The organism is Bradyrhizobium sp. 2S1, assembly GCF_011516625.5.
GTDB classification, from domain to species: Bacteria; Pseudomonadota; Alphaproteobacteria; order Rhizobiales; family Xanthobacteraceae; genus Bradyrhizobium; species Bradyrhizobium septentrionale.
In genome coordinates, this window is record NZ_CP147717.1 from 9,328,613 (window position 1) to 9,348,669 (window position 20,057).

General features: G+C 64.7%; 12 protein-coding genes and 2 pseudogenes. 6 read left to right on the top strand and 8 right to left on the bottom strand.

Annotated elements, in window-relative coordinates; translation table 11 throughout:
• Window positions 1-140 precede the first annotated feature (140 nt).
• From HAP54_RS44575 to HAP54_RS44585, 3 genes and pseudogenes are all read left to right on the top strand, one after another.
• Window positions 141-1,417: pseudogene (locus tag HAP54_RS44575) on the top strand (acyl-CoA dehydrogenase family protein).
• Window positions 1,418-1,709: 292 nt separating this feature from the next.
• Window positions 1,710-2,327, top strand: a complete 618-nt coding sequence (locus tag HAP54_RS44580; RefSeq protein ID WP_166297771.1) for a flavin reductase family protein — start codon at window positions 1,710-1,712, stop codon at window positions 2,325-2,327.
• Window positions 2,328-2,340: 13 nt separating this feature from the next.
• Window positions 2,341-2,616 (top strand): GNAT family N-acetyltransferase, encoded by a 276-nt coding sequence (locus HAP54_RS44585; RefSeq protein ID WP_166297772.1) that lies wholly within the window; start codon window positions 2,341-2,343, stop codon window positions 2,614-2,616.
• Between the two features lie 257 nt (window positions 2,617-2,873).
• Here HAP54_RS44585 and yghU read toward each other — a convergent pair whose 3' ends face one another.
• Entirely contained in the window at window positions 2,874-3,752 is an 879-nt protein-coding gene (gene yghU / locus HAP54_RS44590) for a glutathione-dependent disulfide-bond oxidoreductase (RefSeq protein ID WP_166297773.1), read from the bottom strand.
• 269 nt (window positions 3,753-4,021) lie between these two features.
• On the opposite strand from yghU, the gene HAP54_RS44595 reads away from it, so the two are divergent.
• From HAP54_RS44595 to HAP54_RS44605, 3 genes and pseudogenes are all read left to right on the top strand, one after another.
• Window positions 4,022-5,155, top strand: a complete 1,134-nt coding sequence (locus tag HAP54_RS44595) for a nitronate monooxygenase (protein WP_166297774.1) — start codon at window positions 4,022-4,024, stop codon at window positions 5,153-5,155.
• Between the two features lie 170 nt (window positions 5,156-5,325).
• On the top strand, window positions 5,326-6,840 hold the full coding sequence (locus HAP54_RS44600) for an acetyl-CoA acetyltransferase (RefSeq protein ID WP_166297775.1): 1,515 nt from the start codon (window positions 5,326-5,328) through the stop codon (window positions 6,838-6,840).
• A gap of 148 nt (window positions 6,841-6,988) precedes the next feature.
• Window positions 6,989-8,151: pseudogene (locus HAP54_RS44605) on the top strand (IS4 family transposase).
• 279 nt (window positions 8,152-8,430) lie between these two features.
• Here HAP54_RS44605 and HAP54_RS44610 read toward each other — a convergent pair.
• The 7 genes from HAP54_RS44610 to ltnD all read right to left on the bottom strand — a co-directional run bounded on the left by HAP54_RS44610 (window position 8,431) and on the right by ltnD (window position 19,919).
• Complete coding sequence (locus HAP54_RS44610) at window positions 8,431-9,633, bottom strand: efflux RND transporter periplasmic adaptor subunit (RefSeq protein WP_166297776.1); 1,203 nt, start codon at window positions 9,631-9,633, stop codon at window positions 8,431-8,433.
• The gene (locus HAP54_RS44615; RefSeq protein ID WP_166297777.1) at window positions 9,620-12,787 is read right to left on the bottom strand and encodes an efflux RND transporter permease subunit; all 3,168 of its coding nucleotides are present in this window, start codon (window positions 12,785-12,787) and stop codon (window positions 9,620-9,622) included. The genes HAP54_RS44610 and HAP54_RS44615 overlap by 14 nt, the downstream gene beginning before the upstream one ends.
• Window positions 12,788-12,964: 177 nt before the next feature.
• The gene (locus HAP54_RS44620; RefSeq protein WP_166297778.1) at window positions 12,965-14,665 is read right to left on the bottom strand and encodes a methyl-accepting chemotaxis protein; all 1,701 of its coding nucleotides are present in this window, start codon (window positions 14,663-14,665) and stop codon (window positions 12,965-12,967) included.
• Between the two features lie 405 nt (window positions 14,666-15,070).
• Complete coding sequence (locus tag HAP54_RS44625) at window positions 15,071-16,762, bottom strand: methyl-accepting chemotaxis protein (RefSeq protein ID WP_166297779.1); 1,692 nt, start codon at window positions 16,760-16,762, stop codon at window positions 15,071-15,073.
• Window positions 16,763-16,932: 170 nt separating this feature from the next.
• Window positions 16,933-18,216: a 3-oxo-tetronate kinase gene (gene otnK / locus HAP54_RS44630; protein WP_166297780.1), complete on the bottom strand. Its 1,284-nt coding sequence runs from the start codon at window positions 18,214-18,216 to the stop codon at window positions 16,933-16,935.
• Entirely contained in the window at window positions 18,213-18,995 is a 783-nt protein-coding gene (gene otnI / locus HAP54_RS44635) for a 2-oxo-tetronate isomerase (RefSeq protein WP_166297781.1), read from the bottom strand. The genes otnK and otnI overlap by 4 nt, the downstream gene beginning before the upstream one ends.
• Window positions 18,996-19,007: 12 nt before the next feature.
• Window positions 19,008-19,919: an L-threonate dehydrogenase gene (gene ltnD / locus HAP54_RS44640; protein WP_166297782.1), complete on the bottom strand. Its 912-nt coding sequence runs from the start codon at window positions 19,917-19,919 to the stop codon at window positions 19,008-19,010.
• Window positions 19,920-20,057 lie beyond the last annotated feature (138 nt).

A 20,057-nucleotide genomic window follows, 5' to 3' on the forward strand; every position in this document is an offset into this window, starting at 1 on the left:
GACGGCGTTTAAACAACGTTTTAAACGCTGTCGCGATATTCCGCGATGCGGCAGGGATCACGCCGAAAAGCATGCTCGCGCTTCGCAAATCCTAAGTCTATTGTCGGCCGCAACGCGAAATCTCGCTGATGGGAGGACCAATAATGAAACACGCCTATATCCCGCGAACCACGACCTACAATCTCAACCCTGGCGAAGAACTCAACGATCTCAGGATGTCGGACGAGGTTCGTCCGCTTTACGAGCACGTCAAGAAGTTCATCCGTGAGACCGTCGATCCGATGTCGGTCGAGTTCATGCGACTCGCCGAGGGCAAGAAGGACCGTTGGAGCTTCACGCCGGAGCAGCTCGCGGTACTGCAGAAGGCCAAGGACAAGGCCAAGGAGGAAGGGCTGTGGAACTTCTTCCTGCCCGATGACGAGACCGGCCAGGGCCTGAAAAACCTCGACTATGCCTATATCGCCGTCGAGCTTGCGAAGAATCCGCTGGCGTCGGAGACCATGAACTGCTCCGCGCCCGACACCGGCAACATGGAAGTGCTGGAGCGCGTCGGCACCAAGGAGCAGAAGGAGAAGTGGCTGAAGCCGCTGCTCAACGGTGAGATCCGCTCGGCCTATGCGATGACCGAGCCGAACGTCGCCTCCTCCGATGCCAAGAACATCTCGACCACCGCAAAGCTGGTCGGCGACGAGTGGGTGATCAACGGCGAGAAGTACTACATCTCCGGTGCCGGCGATCCGCGCGCAAAATCATGATCGTGATGGTGAAGACCAATCCGGACGCCGCGCCAAGCAAGCAGCAGTCGCAGATCCTGGTCCCGATCGACACCCCCGGCGTCGAGATCCTGGGCCCGATGCACGTGTTCGGACATGACCATGCGCCGCGCGGCCACATGCATCTGCGCTTCAACAATTGCCGGGTGCCGAAGGAGAACATGCTGCTCGGCGAAGGCCGCGGCTTCGAGATCTCGCAGGTTCGCCTCGGCCCGGGCCGCATCCATCACTGCATGCGCACGATCGGCAAGGCCGAAAAGGCGCTCGACCTGATGGTGTCGCGTGGCCTGACCCGCGAAGCCTTCGGCAAGAAGATCGCTCATCTTGGCGGCAATTTGCAGATCATCGCGCAGGCGCGCTGCGAGATCGAAGCGATGCGGCTGATGGTGCTCAAGGCTGCCAAGGCGATGGACGTACTCGGCAACAAGGAAGCGCGGATCTGGGTCAGCATGGTCAAGGCCATGGTGCCGGAGCGCACCTGCAAGATCATCGACCAGGCGATCCAGATGCACGGCGCCACCGGCATCTCGCAGTGGTCACCGCTCGGCGAAATGTACCAGGACGTCCGCCATCTGCGCTTCGCCGACGGTCCGGACGAGGTGCACTGGATGGTGGTCGGCCGCCACGAGCTGAGCATGCCGTAGTCTATCCTCTCCCTCTCCCCGCTCTTCGCGGGGAGAGGGCTGGGGTGAGGGGCTGCCTCCGCGAGCGAGCCGAACGTTGAGACCTGTACCCCCTCACCCGGATTGCTGCGCAATCCGACCTCTCCCCGCAAGCGGGGCGAGGTAAGCAAGAGAGCAAGTTTGCAAGGCGGGTGCGCGCAAGCGTAACCCGCCTTTTGCTTTCTTGCCGGCTGGCGGCGGGTTACGCTTCCGCCTTCGCTCTTCGAGCTACGGCGGACAGGTCGCTAACCCCTACACATTGTCGGATCACCCCATGGAATATTCCCCAAGCGACCTCACCCAGCGCGAACGCTACAAGGTGCTGACCTCCTTCGTGCTGCCGCGGCCGATCGCCTGGGTCACCAGCATCGGGCCGGATGGCGTGGTCAATGCGGCGCCGTTTTCCTTCTTCAACGTGTTCTGCGAGGACCCACCGCTCTGCATGTTCGCGGTCAACCGCCGGCCCGACGGCCGCGAGAAGGATACGCTGGTCAACATCCAGGCGACGTCCGAATTCGTGGTCAACCTCACCGACGAGCCGCTAGCGCGCGCGATGCACGAGACGAGCGGCGACTTCCCGCCCGAGATCGGCGAGCCCGATTATCTCGGCCTCAAGCTCGCGCCCTCGCGCAGGATCGCGGTACCCCGGCTTGCCGACGCCCCTTTCGCGATGGAGTGCAAGACCTGGAAGCTGATCGACGTCAACGGCGACCGCCAGCTGATCATGGGCGAAGGCATCCACTTCCACATCCGCGACGAATTGTGGGATCGCGAGGCGATGCGCGTGCATATGGAGCGCTACCACCCGATCGGCCGCATGTTCGCCGACCGCTATTGCCGCACCGACGACCGCGTAGTGTTTCCCGCGGCCGAGGGCGCGCAGACAAAATAACCGAGGAAGATAAATGAGCGAAGCATTCCACGACAACGAGGCGCAGAGCCGGTTCGAGCTCAAAGTCGACGGCGCCACTGCCTTCGTGGTCTATCGCAAGACGCCGGATACGATCACGCTGGTGCATACCGAGGTGCCGCCGGAGCTCGGCGGTCGCGGCATCGGCTCAAAGCTCGCTCGCGCCACGCTGGACGCGGTGCGCGCGCAGGGCATTAAGCTCGTCGTGAAGTGCGAGTTCATCCAGGGCTTCATGAAGAAGCACCCGGAGTACGACGATTTGCTGGGGTGAAGCATCGGGTGGGCTAGCAAGGCGTTACCCACCATCTTCGTCATGGCCGGGCTTGTCCCGGCCATCCACGTCTTTCAGGCCGCAGTGAAGCAAAGACGTGGATGCCCGGCAGCCGGCTACGCCAAGGCTTCGCCGAGCTTGGTGCGAGCCCCGCCGAAGCTTTAGCGAAGGCGGGCACAAGGCCGGGCATGACGAGTTCTCATCGGCCACAGATCTGATTCAGACACTCATGATGACGGGCAGATTTATGCGGCATGTCACGACGCCGCCAGCTCGCCGATCTTGTCCTGCGTCCTGGTCTCGAAATCGCTGGCCTCATGCCGCTCGTGCAGCTGGCTCGACGGCTCACCCCAGGTGCGATTGACCATGCGGCCGCGCTTCACCGCAGGCCTCGCCGCGATCGCATCGGTCCAGCGCTGCACGTTCTTGTAGTCCTGCACCGAGAGGAATTCACCGCCACCGTAGAGCAGGCCTTTTGCAAGGCCGCCGTACCACGGCCAAACCGCCATGTCGGCGATAGTATAGACATCGCCCGCGAGATATTCGTTGTCGGCGAGACGGCGGTCGAGCACGTCGAGCTGGCGCTTCACCTCCATCGCAAAGCGATCGATGGCGTATTCGATCTTGGTCGGGGCGTAGGCATAGAAATGCCCGAAGCCGCCACCGAGATAGGGCGCGGCACCCATCTGCCAGAACAGCCAGGAGAAGGTTTCGGCACGGGCCTTGGCGTCGGTCGGCAGGAACGCGCCGAACTTTTCCGCCAGATAAACCAGGATCGAGCCCGACTCGAACACCCTGATCGGCTCCGGAGAGCTGCGGTCCATCAGCGCCGGGATCTTCGAGTTCGGATTGACCGCGACAAAGCCGCTGCCGAACTGGTTGCCGTCGATCTTGATCAGCCAGGCGTCGTATTCCGCGCCCTTGTGGCCCGCGGCGAGCAACTCCTCCAGCATCACCGTGACCTTCACGCCGTTCGGTGTCGCCAGCGAGTAGAGTTGCAGCGGATGGCGGCCGACCGGCAGTTCCTTGTCATGGGTCGGGCCGGCGATTGGCCGGTTGATGCTGGCGAAACGCCCGCCGCTCTCCTTGTTCCAGGTCCAGACTTTCGGCGGCTCGTAGGCAGGGGTGTCAGTCACGTCATTGGCTCCCGATTTACGTTTTTCCAAGGTGGCGCGGCCACCGCCGTGCATGCCCGCACTAGATGGTGGGCACAGCTGGCTTTGCCCACCCCGTTCTCTCGCATTTTCTACCTTGCGGAATGCGCCGCGAGGGATGCGGCCAGAGCAGCGCTTGCACGCAAGATCGCCGTAGCCGAAACCGGCTTGGCTTAGCCGTCCATGATGCGCTAGCGTCGCGGAAGCCTGATGCCAACAAGCACAAAAACGGCTGCCGGGAGAACCGCTCCATGAAATCACCGATCTGCGACATGCTGGGAATCGATTTCCCCCTGCTCGCTTTCAGCCATTGCCGCGACGTGGTGGCGGCGGTCAGCCGCGCCGGCGGCTTCGGCGTGTTCGGCGCGACCGCGCATACGCCGGACACGCTGGAGCAGGAGCTGAAGTGGATCGATGCGCATGTCGACGGCAAGCCCTATGGCATCGACGTGCTGATCCCGGAAAACATCTCGACCGCGGGTGAGAAGAACGTCACCTGGAAGAGCCTGGAGGCGCGCGTCTCGCAGGAGCACCGCGACTTCACCCGCAATCTGCTGAAGAAGTACGACATCGAGCTGACGAGCCGGAATGTCGCCGACAACCAGCCGCAGCCGTTCGATGCCGAGACCGCGCTGCAACTGCTCGAGGTCTCGTTCCGGCATCCGATCAGGCTGATTGCGAACGCGCTCGGCGTGCCGCCGAAGGCGATGATCGAGATGGGCCGCAAGCAGGGCGTGCCGGTCGCAGCCCTGGTCGGCTCCAAGGAGCACGCGCTGCGCCAGGTCGCGGCCGGCGTCGACATCCTGGTCGCACAGGGCACCGAGGCCGGCGGCCATTGCGGCGAGGTCTCGACCATGGTGCTGGTGCCCGAGGTGATCAAGGCGGTCAGGAAGATCCGTGACGTGCCGGTGCTCGCCGCCGGCGGCATCATGACCGGCAGCCAGATGGCGGCCTGCATGGCGATGGGCGCGGCTGGCGCCTGGACCGGCTCGGTGTGGCTTGCCACGGTGGAGTCGGAGACCTCGGAGATTTTCCGCGAGAAGATGATCGCGGCGTCGTCGCGCGACGCGATCCGCTCCAAGGGCCGCACCGGCAAGCCGGCGCGGCAGCTCCGCTCGGTGTGGACCGACGCCTGGGACCGCTCGCCGGACAGCCCCGGCGCACTGCCGATGCCGCTGCAAAGCATCATCAGCCGCGACGCCTTCAACGCCATCGACCGCGCCGCCGCGGCCGGCAACGAGAAGGCGCGCGATCTCGTCACCTACTTCGTCGGCCAGGGCGTTGGCCTGATCGACAGCGTTAAGTCGGCCGGCGCCGTGGTGCAGGAGTTCAAGGAAGACTTTGTTGAAGCCGTCGAGCACATGAACGCGCTGGTGGCGGAGTAGAGTACGTGGCCCATACTTCGAGGCTCGCTACGCTCGCACCTCAGGATGACGCGTACCCCGTAGCCGTCACCCCCGCGCAACGGCGAAGCCGTTGTCGCTGGAGGTGCGCGCCCTTGCGCGCCTCGAAGGGCGACGGCGTGGCGAAGACCTAGAAAGTAAAGCAAGAAGAAATGACCACATCCTCTATCCCCGAAGACCGCATTCCCGTCATCGTCGGCGTCGGCGAGATCGTCGATCGTCCGAAGGACATCGCCGCCGGCCTCGAGCCGCTCACGCTGCTGGAACAGGCGCTGAAGCGCGCCGAAGCCGACAGCGGGGCCAAGCTGCTCTCCGAGTTGCAGTCGCTCGACGTCGTCAACTTCCTGAGCTGGCGCTATCGCGATCCCGAGAAGCAGCTCGCGCAGCGGCTCGGCGTTGCGCCGGCGCATCTCTATTACGGGCCGGTCGGCGGCGAGAGCCCGATCCGCTATCTGCACGAGGCAGCCCAGCGCATCGCGCGCGGCGAATGCAGCGTTGCCGCGGTGTGCGGTGCGGAGGCGCAGTCGACCGCGACCAAGGCGCAGCGCGCCGGCGTCGAATTGCCGTGGACGCCGTTCGCGCACGACGTCGAGGAGCCGAAGCGCGGCGCCGCGTTCCAGAAGCCGCTGGCCGTGGCGCTTGGCGTCTTCAGGCCGATCACGGTCTATCCGCTCTATGAGTCCGCAACCTCGGCGCATTGGGGCCAGACGCCGCGCGAGGCGCTGAAGGAATCCGGCGACCTGTGGTCGACCTATGCGCGGGTTGCGGCCGACAATCCGAACTCCTGGCTGAAGAAGCGCTTCACCGGCGACGAGATTACCACCGCAACGCCTGATAATCGGATGATCGCGTGGCCGTATACAAAACTGATGGTGGCGAACCCGACGGTGAACATGGGCGGCGCGCTGATCCTGACCAGCCTTGCGAAAGCGCGCGCCGCAGGCGTGCCGGAAGAGAAGCTGATCTATCCGCTCGGCGGCGCCTCGGCGGAAGAGCCGCGCGACTATCTGATCCGCGACCAGTTCGTCGAGAGCCACGCCCAGAATGCGGTGCTGAAGGCGGTGATGGACCTCGTCGGCGGCGACGGCAGGAAGTTCGACGCGATCGAGCTCTATAGCTGTTTCCCCTGCGTGCCGAAGATGGCGCGCCGCACGCTGGGCCTCGGAGCCGACGTGCAGCCGACCGTGACCGGCGGGCTGACGTTCTTCGGCGCGCCGCTCAACACCTACATGACGCATTCGGCCTGCGCGATGGTGCGCAAGCTCCGCAGCGGCGGCACGCTCGGCCTGCTCTACGGCCAGGGCGGCTTCGTCACCAAGCATCATGGCTTCGTGCTGTCGCGCGCGACGCCGACGGCCGCACTCAAGCAGGACACCTCCGTGCAGGCGGAGGCCGACCGCAACAGGCGCGACGTGCCCGACTTCGCCGCGGAGGCCGCGGGCAAGGGCAAGGTCGAGGCCTTCACCGTGATCTATCGCGCCAATGGCGAGGTCGAGCACGGCGTCACCATGCTGCGCACCGAGGACGGCCGCCGCACGCTCGGCCGCATCCCGGCAAGCGATACCGCGACCCTGGCGTATCTGCAGGATATGGATCGCACGCCGGTCGGCACGCTCGGCGACATCGTCACGGCGGCTGACGGCGTGCTGGAATGGCGGGTGAGGTAGGAACTCTCGCCGCAGGCGCGGTGTAAGGCTCCCTCGCCCCGCTCTTGCGCAGGGCTGTCCGGGGAATGATTCACTGTGTCGCGGTGCATGCTCGGCAAAACCGAGGCAAATCGGTCTTTTCTGGTTGTCGAGACACAGAAGGCCGAGCATGCGATTTCGCGATAGCATTTTTAGTAGGCTGCTTGAACCGATCAATCGGCGGCAGTTTCAGACGGCTGTGGATCGTCTGGACGGGGATGCCTACGACAAGTCGTTCAAGAGCTGGGATCACCTGGTAGCGCTGATCTATGCGCAGTTGAGCGGGAACAACAGCCTGCGCGCCGTGGTGACCGGCTTCAACGCCAATCCTCAGCATCACTATCATCTGGGCACCGGCAGGTTGTCCCGCTCGACGCGGTCGGATGCCAATACCCGCCGCCCGTCCAGCATTTTTGCGCAAACCTTTGCACGATTGTCGGCGATGGCAAGCCGGCAGTTGCGGGGCGAAGGCAAGGAGATGGTGCGCCTGATCGACGCCAGTCCGATCCCGCTTGGCAAAGTTTGCACCTGGGCGGTGTGGAACGGCCGCATCCGCGGCATGAAGCTGCACGTGGTCTACGATCCCAAGGGCGATATCCCGAAGTGCGTCGAGGTGACGGCTGCCAACGTCAACGATATCGAGATCGGTCGCCAGACTCCGATCCAGGCCGGCACAACCTACGTGTTCGACAAGGGATATTGCCGTTTCGACTGGTGGCAGAAGATCAATGATAGCAAGGCTTTCTTCGTGACCCGGCCGAAGACGAGCATCCGGCTACGCGCGGTCAGGCATCGCACCATCCGCAACAGCAAGGGGGGCGGCTTCAGGATCATCGTCGACGACGAGGTGAAGCTCACCAGTAAGGGCGACTCGCGTTTGCCGATACCGCTGCGGCGCATCAAGGTCAGGCGGGAGAACGGCGGCGTGATCACGCTTCTCACCAACGATACGACCCGAACGGCCGTCGAGATCGCCGCCCTCTACAAGAGCCGGTGGCAGATCGAACTGCTGTTCCGCTGGATCAAGCAGCACCTCGACATCCGCAAGTTCCTCGGACCAACGACAATGCAATCCGCCTGCAAGTGCTTGCTGCGATGATTGCCTACCTACTGTTGCGCATTGCCGCGCGGACCAACTGCATCAAAATGCTGCCGCTCAGGCTCGCCGAACTCGTCAGCCAGTTCCTGTTCACCCGGCGAGCCTTCGCCAGCATCGACAAGCCTCCGCCAATCAACCCTAGCCGCCGCAAATGCAGAACGCCCCTCAACCAGATGGAACTCTGCTATGGTTGAATTTCCCCGGACAGCCCTGCGCTCTTGCGGGGAGAGGGTTGGGGTGAGGGGCTCTCTCCGCGAGACGTGAGCGCAGTTAGACCTGTACCCCCTCACCGGGATTGCATCTCACTTGCAACGTAGCTGAAGCTTCGCTTCAGCGTTCTTAAGAGACGGCCGCCGGAGGCGGCCTACGCCTCTCCCCGCAAGCGGGGCGAGGTCAGGGCTGCCTACGCATCAGCCAAAAACGAAAATGCCCGGGACAAGCCCGGGCATGACGAAGTAAGGGCGACGAACGCCCTACCCCTTCGCGTCCTGCTTCTCGGACGCCGTGGTCGGCTTGCCCTTGGCGCCGGCGCCGGTCACGCGCACGTGGTCGCCGTCGGCGAGGCCGTCCGGCGGGGCGGTGATGATGCGGTCGTCGGGGGCGAGGCTCGAGGCGATCTCGATCTCCTTGCCGAGGTCGCGGCCGATCTTCACGGTCTTGAACAGCACCTTGTCGTCAGGGCCGACGGTCGCGACCCGCAGGCCGTTGCTGTTGAAGATCAGCGCGCTGGCGGGAATGCTGAGCGGCGTGGAGTCGCGCTGCAGATTGAGCTTCACGCTGGCGTAGCTGCCCGGCATCAGTTCGCCGGAGGAGTTGTCGAGCCCGAGCTGCATCCGCGTCGTGCCCGAGGCGACATCGACCGCCTGCGAGGAAGCTTCCACCGTCGCCTGGAAGGTGCGGTTCGGGTAATCCGGCAACACCAGCGCGGCCTTGGCGCCCATCTTGATCGCCGGGACGTAATTCTGCGGCACGTTGACGTAGACGCGCAGCTTGGTGATGTCGGAGACCGTGAACATCGCCGGGCCCGAGTTGCCGCCGGCATTGATCAGCGCGCCGACGTCGGTGTCGCGCGAGGTCACCACGCCGTCGAACGGCGCCGTGATCTTCTTGTAACCGGCGAGCGCTTCGAGCCGCTCGACATTGGCCTGACCGGCCTTGACCGCACCGTTCTTGTTGGAGAGGTCGGCGGTGCGCTCGTCGATCTCCTGGGCGGAGACGAAGTTCGAGGCGACCAGCGTCTTGCGCCGGTTCAGCGTCGCTTCGGAGAGCTTGGCTGAGGCCTGGGCGCTGGCAAGATCGGCGCGCGCCTGCAGCAATTGCTGGTCGAGGTCGGGCGCCTCGATTTCGGCAATCACCTGGCCGGCCTTGACGCGGGCTCCGATGTCGACGTCCCAGGTCTTCAGGTAGCCGGAAACCCGGGCGAAGATCGGGGCGCGGGAATAGGCCTCAAGCCGGCCCGGCAGGTCGATGGTGGGGGTGAGCGCCTTGGCGATCGGCAGTGCCACCGCGACGGTCGGAACGGCCTGGTCGTCGGTCCATTCCTTTAAGCGTGAGTCCTGCTCCTCGCGGGCACGGATCCCGGTGCCGACGATCAGGCCGGCGCCGACCAGCGCCACCACGCCGAAGATGCCCAGTTTCCGGCGCGAAACCGGCGGGCGCTGTTCAGTGGGCGGCATGCGGAATCTCCGATGAGGCGGCGGCTTTGGCGCCTTGCTTCTTGTGTACCATACTGAATACCACGGGAACAAACATCAGCGTCGCGAAGGTTGCAAAGATCAGGCCGCCGATCACGGCCCGGCCCAGCGGCGCATTCTGCTCGCCGCCCTCGCCCAGCCCCAGCGCCATCGGCGCCATGCCGAGCGCGGTCATCAGCACCGGGCGGAACCGGACGAACCCGGCCTCCAGCGCCGCCGCGACGGGATCGCCGAGCTCCTCATAGCGCTCGCGCGCGAAGCTGATCACCAGCACACTGTTGGCGGTCGCCACGCCCATGCACATGATGGCCCCGGTGAGCGCCGGAACCGACAGCGTGGTCTCGGTCGTGAACAGCATCCAGACGATGCCGGCAAGTGCTGCGGGCAGCGCCGTGATGATCACGAACGGGTCCGACCAGGACTGGAAGTTCACCACGATCAGGAAGTAGATCAGCACGACCGCGCCGAGCAGGCCGAACAGCAGACCGGTGAAGGCCGAGTTCATGGTCTGCACCTGGCCGAGCAGCACCACCGAGGAGCCCTTCGGCACTTCCTTGGCGGTGTCTGATATCAGCTGGCGCACGTCGGTGGCGACGCCGCCGAGATCGCGGCCCTGCGTCGTCGCGTAGATCTGCACCAGCGACTGGATGTCATATTGCGAGACCACCGCGCTCGAGGTGGCGCGCTTGATGTCGGCGATGCCGCCGAGGATCGGCGCCTGGGTGTTGCCGCTCGCGGTGATCGGCAGCGTCTGCAGCGCGCTCAGCGAGTCGATCTGGTATTGCGGCGTCTGCATCACGATCGAATACGACACGCCGTTGTCCGGGTTGAGGTAATAGGTCGGCGCGATCTGCGAGGAGCCGGCGAGGTTCACCACCAGCGAGTTGGTGACGTCGCGTTCGGTCAGGCCGACATATTGTGCGCGGGTGCGGTCGACATCGATGTTGAAGGTCGGGTTGTTCGGCGACTGCTGGATCCGCGCATCGGCGATGCCGGGGATGCGCTTGATCCTGGCGAGCAGCTTGTTGGCATAGGCGAAATTGGCGTCGAGATTGGCACCGCGGATCTGCAAATCGATCGGCGCCGGCGCGCCGAAGTTCAGGATCTGGCTGACGATGTCGGCCGGCAGGAACGCGAAGCTGGTGCCCGGGAACAGCCGCGGCAATTGCTCACGCAGCGTGCGGACATGCTCCTCGGTCGGCTTGTGGCCTTCCTTCAGGCGGATCTGGATGTCGCCGTCCTGCGGACCGATCACGCCGGTGTTGTTGTAGGTCATGTTGATGCCGGAGATCGGCATGCCGATGTTGTCGGTCATGGTCTCGATCTCGCCGGGGACCAGCTTGCGGATCGCCTTCTGGATGTCGGCGAGCTGGTTGGCGGTCTCCTCGACGCGGGTGCCGACCTGGGTGCGGACATGCATCAGGATGTTGCCGGCGTCGACCGACGGGAAGAAATTGCGCCCGAGGAACGGCACCAGCAGGAACGATGCGGCGACGACCGCAAGGAAGCCGGTCACGAACACCGTGCGATGACCGAGCGCCATTGCGAGCAGGCCGCGATAGCCGCTGCGGATGCGCTCGAACCGCGCCTCGAAGCCGCGCTGGAACCAGACCAGGGGATTGCGCGATTTCGGCGGCGCGCCCTCGTGATGCACATGCGGCTGCAAGAGATAGTTCGCCATCGTCGGCACCAGAGTGCGCGACAGGATGAACGACCAGATCATCGCGAACATCACCGCTTCAGCCATCGGTACGAACAGGAAGCGCGCCACGCCTGACAGAAAGAACATCGGCACGAACACGATGCAGATACAGAGCAGCGAGACGAAGGCCGGCGTCACGATCTGGTTGGCGCCGTCGAGGATCGACTGCTCGACCGGCTTGCCCTGCTCGAGGTGGTAGTTGATGTTCTCGATCGTCACCGTGGCGTCGTCGACCAGGATGCCGACCGCGAGCGCGAGGCCGCCGAGCGTCATGATGTTCAGCGTCTCGCCGATCAGGGACAGCATGATGATGGCGCCCAGCACCGACAGCGGGATCGACACCGCGATGATGACGGTCGAGCGCCAGCTGCCGAGGAACAGCAGGATCATCACGCTGGTCAGGAGCGCTGCGATCACGCCCTCGAAGGCGACGCCGGTAATCGCACCGCGGACGAACACCGACTGGTCGCCGATGAAGCCGATCTTGAGCGCGTCGGGCATCTGGTCCTTGACGTCGATCACCTTCTGCTTGATGCCGGAGATGATATCGAGCGTCGAGGTGGCGCCGGCCTTCAGCACCATCATCAACACCGAACGGTTGCCGTCGACATGAACGATGTTGGTCTGCGGCGGGTTGCCGTCGCGGACGGTGGCGACGTCGCGCACATAGACCATTGCGCCGTTGACCTGCTTGACCGGCAGGTCGCCGAGCTCCTCCATCCGGAGCGGCGAGTTGTTGAGGTTGATGGTGTATTCGAAATTGCCGATCTTCTGGGTGCCGACCGGCGTGATCAGGTTCTGCGCGGCGAGCGCGTTGGCAACGTCCTGGCCCGACAGGCCGCGGGCCTGCAGCGCCGTCGAATTGAGATCGATCTGAACCTGGCGCTGCTTGCCGCCGAACGGATAAGGGATCGCGGCGCCGGGCACCGTGACCAGCGGCGTGCGCAGCTGGTTGATGCCGATATCGGCGAGGTTCTGCTCGGTGAGGCCTTCGCCCGACAGCGCGACCTGGATGATCGGGACCGTCGAGGCGCTGTAGTTCAGGATCAGCGGCGGCGTCGCGCCCGGCGGCATCTGCTTGAGCAGGGTTTGCGAGATCGCGGTGACCTGCGCGTTGGCGGTGCGGATGTCGACACTGGGCTGGAAGAAGATCTTGATGATACCGAACCCGTTATACGAGTTGGCGGTGATGTGCTCGATGTCGTTGACGGTCGTGGTCAGCGCGCGCTGAAACGGCGTCGTGATGCGCCCCGACATCTGGTCGGGCGGCAGACCGGTGTACTGCCACACCACGCCGATCACGGGGATGCGGATATCTGGAAAGATGTCGGTCGGCGTGCGCAGCGCCGCCAGCGGTCCGATAATCAGCAGCAGGATCGCGAGCACGACGAAAGTATACGGCCGGCTCAGCGCGATACGGACCAGTGCGATCATAAAAGAGATATTCCCGAAATAGAGCCCGCCCAGGCAGAGGAATCGGCGTTCCAAATGCCGTTCCGCAAAGGCCGATTTACCCGAAGCATGGCAAAAAGGCCAACGCGGGAAACGCAGTTGGCCTTCACTTCCTTGGCATAGCTCCAGAAATGGGCGCGCCTGATCGCCCCCTGTGCGCTAGGCCGCGCGTATCGTGCCCAGGAACCTGCCGACCTCGATCTTGAGGCGCGCGCTGTCACTTGAAAGTGACTGCGCTGCCGAAAGAACCTGCGAGGAGGCCGAGCCGGTCTCGGTGGCGCCACGCTGCACGTCCGTGATGTTGGCCGAGACGTGCTGGGTACCCTGCGCGGCCTGCAGAACGTTGCGGGAAATCTCTTGGGTCGCGGCGCCCTGCTCTTCCACGGCGGCAGCGATCGTCGAGGATATCTCCGACAGCCGCTCGATGGTCGACGAGATCTCCTTGATCGCACCGACCGACTCCTGCGTCGCGGCCTGGATGCCGGAAATCTGCTGCCCGATCTCGCCGGTCGCCTTCGCGGTCTGCTCGGCCAGCGCCTTCACCTCGGACGCCACGACTGCGAAGCCGCGGCCGGCATCGCCGGCCCGCGCCGCCTCGATGGTGGCGTTCAGCGCCAACAGGTTGGTCTGGCCGGCGATGGTGTTGATCAGCTCGACGACGTCGCCGATGCGGGCGGCGGCCTTCGACAGCTCGCTGACCCGATCGTTGGTGGTGCGGGCCTGGTCGACCGCGTCGTTGGCCATCCGGGCCGATTCCTGGACCTGCCGGCTGATCTCGTTGACGGATGACGACAACTCTTCGGTGGCCGAAGATACCGACTGGACATTGGCGGACGCTTGTCCGGAAGCCGCCGCCACCACGGTCGCCAGCTGTTGCGAGCGTTCGGCCGTGGCGGTCAGGGTGTTGGCGGAGGCCTCAAGCTCGGTCGAAGCGGACGACACCGTCTCGACGATATGGCCGATCGCGCTTTCGAAGCCATCGGCAAGTTGCGTCATGTCGGCCTTGCGCCGCACGGCGGCCTGCTGGTCGGCTTCCTGCTGCTCACGCTTCAGACGCTCGACATCGAGCCCGTTCGCCTTGAACACCTCGACGCTGCGGGCCATCTCGCCGATCTCGTCGCGACGCTGCTTGCCCGGGACAGCGGCGGTGAGATCGTTGCGAGCGAGCGCCTCCATCGCCGCCTTCAGGCGGGCGATGGGCCGCGACATTCCCGCGATCCCAATCCACATCGCGACCGCGAGGCCCAGCAAGAGACCGGCTGCAGCCGTTATCTGCACAGTACTGATCGAAGAATCGGCCTCCGCCGTCATCGCATCGGATATCCTGTGCGCATCCGCCAGCAGATCGTCGACGAGTTTGACCTGGTCGGTAATCGCGGCTTCCATCAGCGGAACGCACTCCGCCTTGAGACGCGCGGCGGCCTTCATGTTCTCTTCGGGAGAGGTGGTCGTCGCCGCGTATTCGATCCCGGGATCGCAGACCACGAAGGCCTTCTCGAAACCGGCAAGGATGGGTTTGATGGCCGTCCCCTTCTCTGGCATGTGGTTGAGCACGTCCGACATGCCTGCTTTATAGGCCTTTTCGCTTGACTTGGTCTTGGCGAGATATTTGACGTTGCCTTCGTCGGTGGTTTCCACGGCGAGCTGAAACGCCGCGGAAAGATAGGCTTCGGCATGACGCGTCATGCGCGTGGCCAGCGTCGTGTACTTGTCAACGCGTGTCACGACATCGGTGTTGGCATCGTCCATCGCCCTCATGCGGCGCGCCGCAAACAGGGTTTCTCCGATCATGACGACGCCGAGAATGCCAACGATCAGACCGACCTTCACGACGATCTTGAAATTATCCAGCCAGGACATCTCTCATCTTCCGATGCTGTTAATGACTTAAGGAATTCCGGACGTGCTTCGCGATCGCTCCGCCTTCAAAAAGCGAATCGACATGACGCAGGGCCTGATCGCAGGCCCACTCAAGGCGGCATAAGGGCGGAGGAAACGCGACAACGGCATGTTCTCAACCGAACTGCCGGCAGCTTTTTGAAAACGCTACACGCACCCTGCTAGAACAAGGTTAACGCGAATTTCAGTATGACTACGGACGACGCAATCCTCGGACACCTCTGAATAATTGCAGCGTTCGCCCCGACACAACTTTTCGTCGCTGTGCAGTCGATCCATGCGCTAAAGACGGAGCAAGCTTCAATCGGAGATAAAAAAAGCCCGGCCATCACGGCCGGGCTTTTGATCGACGCGCCAAAGCAGTGTTCAGGCGGCGCGGACGGCGTCGAGGAACTTGCCGACCTCGAGCTTGAGACGGCTGCTGTCGCCGGACAGCGATTGCGCCGCCGACAGCACCTGACTTGAGGCCGAGCCGGTTTCGCTGGCGCCGTGCTGCACGTCGGTGATGTTGGCCGAGACCTGCTGGGTGCCCTGCGCCGCCTGCTGCACGTTGCGGGAAATCTCCTGCGTCGCCGCGCCCTGCTGTTCGACTGCGGCGGCAATGGTGGACGAGATCTCCGACAGCCGCTCGATGGTCGACGAAATTTCCTTGATCGCGCCGACCGACTCCTGGGTCGCAGCCTGGATGCCGGCGATCTGCTGGCCGATCTCGCCGGTCGCCTTTGCGGTTTGCTCGGCCAGGGCCTTCACTTCGGAAGCCACCACCGCGAAGCCGCGGCCGGCCTCGCCGGCGCGCGCCGCCTCGATGGTGGCGTTCAGCGCAAGGAGGTTGGTCTGGCCGGCGATGGTGTTGATCAATTCGACGACGTCGCCGATGCGCGCGGCGGCCTTCGACAGCTCGCTGACGCGATCGTTGGTGGTGCGCGCCTGACCGACGGCGTCGCCGGCCATCCGCGCCGATTCCTGCACCTGACGGCTGATCTCGGTCACCGACGACGACAGCTCTTCGGTCGCGGATGCCACCGACTGTACATTGGTCGAGGCCTCCTCGGATGCCGCGGCAACCGAGGTGGTCAATTCCTGCGAACGCCGCGCGGTCGACGACAGCGTGCCCGCCGAGGCTTCGAGCTCCGTCGAGGCCGACGACACCGTCTGCACGATCTCGCCGATCATCTGTTCGAAATTGCGGGTGATGGTGTCGACCCGGCGGCCGCGCTCGATCTTGGCTTCGGCATCGGCAGAAGCGGCTTCATCGGCCGCCTTCTTGGCGACCAGGGCTTCCTTGAACACCTGCAGCGTATCGGCCATGGCCCCGATCTCGGTCTTCTCGCCCTGATGCGGCACGACGGCGGTGAGGTCGCCTCGGCCCAGCGCCTGCATCGGGCTCACGGTCGAGGCGATGCCGGCCGAGACGTCGCGGATCATCAGGAAGCTGACGCCGACGCCGACGACGATGGCGGCACCCAGGATGATCGCAAGCAGCATGAAGCCCCAATCGTAGCTGCTGGCCGCATCCTGCGCCGCCTTGTCGGCACCGGCGTTGTTAAGGTCGATGTCCTTGCGCAGGATCTCGTCTGCCTCGAGCCCGATCTTGTTGACCGTCTTGGCATTCAGCTCATGCGCCTCGTGCGGGATCTTGCCGGCTTCCTTGCGCGACAATTCCATCACCTGCTCGGTACCCTTCTTGTAGCGCGTCCAGCTATCGACCCACTGATTGTAAAGCGCCCGCTCCTCGGGGGACGTGATCAGCGGTTCATAGACCGCGCGGACCTTCGTGTTGGCTTCGACCACGGTTGCCAGGGTCTTTTCCGCAGCCAGCTTCTCCTCCAGCGTCTCGGCCAGCATGTGCTCGCGGATCACGTTGCGGTAAGTGATGACGCCGGCGCGCAGGTCGCCAAGCGCTCGTACGCTCGGCAGCCAGCTCGTCATGATGTCGACGGTGTTGGCATTGATCGCCCGCATGTTCTTGACCGCGAGCAAGCCCATTCCCGTTATCGCGACAAGCAGGAACGCAACCACGGCAATGATCTTGGCGCGGATCGAGAATTTGGCGAACATCGTGAGGTCTCTTGGATATCGGGCTCGCGAGGCCCGATCGAATGGCTGGGGGCGCTGCGGGACGCCGCGGATATCAAAGCCAGCCCCCCTCCTTCGGCAGGGTTAATTTGGTTCCCCGTTCAACTACGGAGACGTCCCTCGCCGCCGCCACACGCGGCGCGTTGCGCGCATCAGGGCATCAATGCCAGCGCATCCGAGAAGAACTCAGGCCCGCCGAAATTGCCCGACTTCAGGGCAAGTACCATCTCGCCATTTCCGGCGCCGACGGCGCGCAGAACCGGCACGCCTGCAGCGATTTCCGCACCGACCAGGAATCCCGGGATGCGCAGGCGGTCGACCACGGCGCCTGAAGTTTCACCACCGGCGACCACCAGCCTGCGCACTCCCGACTGCACCAACCCCTCCGCGATATCGGCCATCGCCTGCTCGATGGCATGTCCGGCTGCATCGCGGCCATGACGAGATTGCAGAGCTGCCACCTCCTCGGGGGTCGAGCTGCTGGCGATCAGGATCGGCCCGGCGCCGAACCGGTCTCGGGCCCAGGCGAGCGCGCGCTGCGCCTCCTCCCGTCCGGCGATCACCCGCTCGGGGTCGAGGTGCAGCACCGGCATCACCTTCCCGGCGTTGGCGATCTGGCGCAGGGTCGCCTGCGAGCAACTGCCGGCGAGGCAGGCGGCCGGGCCGCCGATCGCGGCCTCGGACATCGCAGTCGCGGCGTCCGATTTGGCCTTGCCCGCAGCGACCAGCGCCCGCGCCAGACCAAGCCCGATGCCGGAGGCGCCGACCGACAGGCGATGATCCAGCGCCACCTGCCCGATGGTCTCGAGGTCGCGATCGAACACCGCGTCGACGATGGCAGCGCCGATGCCGCCGCGCGCGAGCTCGGCCAGCCTGGCGCGCACCGCCTCAGCGCCGCGGCTCAGCGTCGCCAGATCGACCAGGCCGACCTTGGTCTTGCTCTGGCGCGCCAACACACGCACCAGATTGGAATCATGCATCGGGTTGAGCGGGTGATCCTTCAGCGGGCTCTCGTTCAGCGGCACGGAGCCTACGAACAGATTGCCCTGGTAGACGGTGCGGCCGGTCTCCGGGAACGCCGGAGTCACCAGCACGATGCTGTCAGAGGAATCGGCGCGCAGCGCGTCCATCACCGGGCCGATATTGCCGGCATCATCGAAGGTCGAGCAGATCTTGAACAGGATGTGGGAAGCGCCGCGGCCGCGCAGCCAGCTCTCCGCCGCGCGCGAGCGCGTCACGGCGAGGCCGGCCTCGATCGAGCGGCTCTTCAGCGACACCACGACGGCGTCGACCTCGGGCAGCGCCAGATCGTCGGCGGGCACGCCGATGGTCTGCACCGTGCGGAGACCCGCACGGGTCAGCGTGTTGGCGAGGTCGGAGGCGCCGGTGTAGTCGTCGGCGATGCAGCCAAGCGACAGTTTTGTTGCTGGTGTCACGGCTTCACTCCGGCGTAGGGCTTGAACCAGGCGAGGCCGTCGGTGGTCTTGGCCCGCGGATTGTATTCGCAGCCGACGAAGCCGCCATAGCCGAGCCGGTCGAGCTCATTGAACAGGAACGGATAGTTCAGCTCCTCGCCGTCGGGCTCGTTGCGCGAGGGGATCGAGGCGATCTGGATGTGGCCGATGACAGGCACCATCTCGCGCAGCCGCATCGTGACGTCGCCATGGATGATCTGGCAGTGATAGATGTCGAACTGCAGCTTCAGGTTCGCGAGACCAAGCTCGTTGATCAGGTCGCGCGCGAAAATGAAATCGTTGAGGAAGTAGCCGGGCACGTTGCGCGGATTGATCGGCTCGATCACGACGTCGAGGCCATGCGGCGCGAAGAACTCGGCCGCGTATGCGACCGATTTGCGAAACGCCGCGACCGCCGTGGCATCGCTGCGACTGGCGATGCCGGCCATCAGATGCACCCGCTTGACGCCGGTCGCCGCTGCATAGGGCAGCGCGGTCTTCAGGCTCTGCTGCAGATCGGCGAAGCGATCCGGCAGCGCCGCAAATCCCTTTTCGCCGGCGGCCCAGTCGCCCGGCGGCAGGTTGAACAGCGCCTGCGTCAGCCCGGCGGCCTTCAGCCGTTTGCCGACCTCCTCGGCCGGATGGTCATAGGGAAACAGGAACTCGACCGCGGTGAAGCCCGCTTTCGCCGCCGCCTCGAAGCGGTCGAGGAACGGGACCTCGTTGAACATCATGGTGAGGTTGGCGGCAAAACGGGGCATTGCAAACTCCTCTTATTTCGCGCCGGGAAGCTTGGTGCCGGTGACTTGCGCATACATCCGCGCCACCGACGCATCGTCGTCACGGCCCATGCCAGCGGCCGATGTCATCAAAAACATCTGCAAGGCCGCGGCCGAGACCGGCACCGGGAAGCGCGCAGTGCGCGCCATGTCCTGGATGATGCCAAGGTCTTTGACGAAAATCTCCACCGCGCTGCGCGGCGCATAATCGCCGTCGAGCACGTGCGGGATGCGGTTCTCGAACATCCAGGAATTGCCGGCGGAGGCGGTGATCACCTCATAGACCTTGCGGATGTCGAGGCCCTGCTTGGCGGCAAACGCGATCGCCTCCGAGGCCGCCGCGATGTGCACGCCGGCCAGCAGCTGGTTGATCATCTTGAACGCGGCGCCCTGGCCAGCCGCATCGCCGAGCTCGTAGAGCTTGGCCGCCATCGCATCCAGCGCCGGCCGCGCCTTGGCGAACGCCGCCGCGCTGCCGGAAGCGAGAATGGTCAGTTCGCCCTGCACGGCGCGCTGCGCGCCGCCGGAGATCGGGGCATCGAGATAGTGCCGGCCGGTCGCCTCGAGCTGTTTTGCCAGCCGCCGCGCGATATCGGGGTCCATGGTCGCCGAGGAGATGAAGACCGCATCCCTGGCCATGGTCTCGGCGGCGCCGCCCTTGCCGAACAGGATGGCCTCGGTCTGCGCCGCGTTGACGACGACGCTGACGACGATATCGGCATCCTTGGCCGCCTCGGCCGGCGAGCCGGCGCCCGTGCCGCCATCGACCACGAAGCGTGCGACGGCGTCGGCCGAGACGTCGCAGCCGGTCACGGCGAGACCGGCCCGCCTGAGCGAGGTCGCCATGCCATATCCCATCGACCCCAGCCCGATGACGGCGACGCGTGGTGTTGCGGAACTGGACATGCGGCGATCCTCAAATTTTTACTTGTTAGAGCATGATTGCCGTTTTCCGGATCATGCTCGTTACTGCTTGCCTAACACGGCTTGGCCGCGCTGCCAAAGCATGAGACAAAGCGGAAAACGGATGGCGCCATGAGCGAG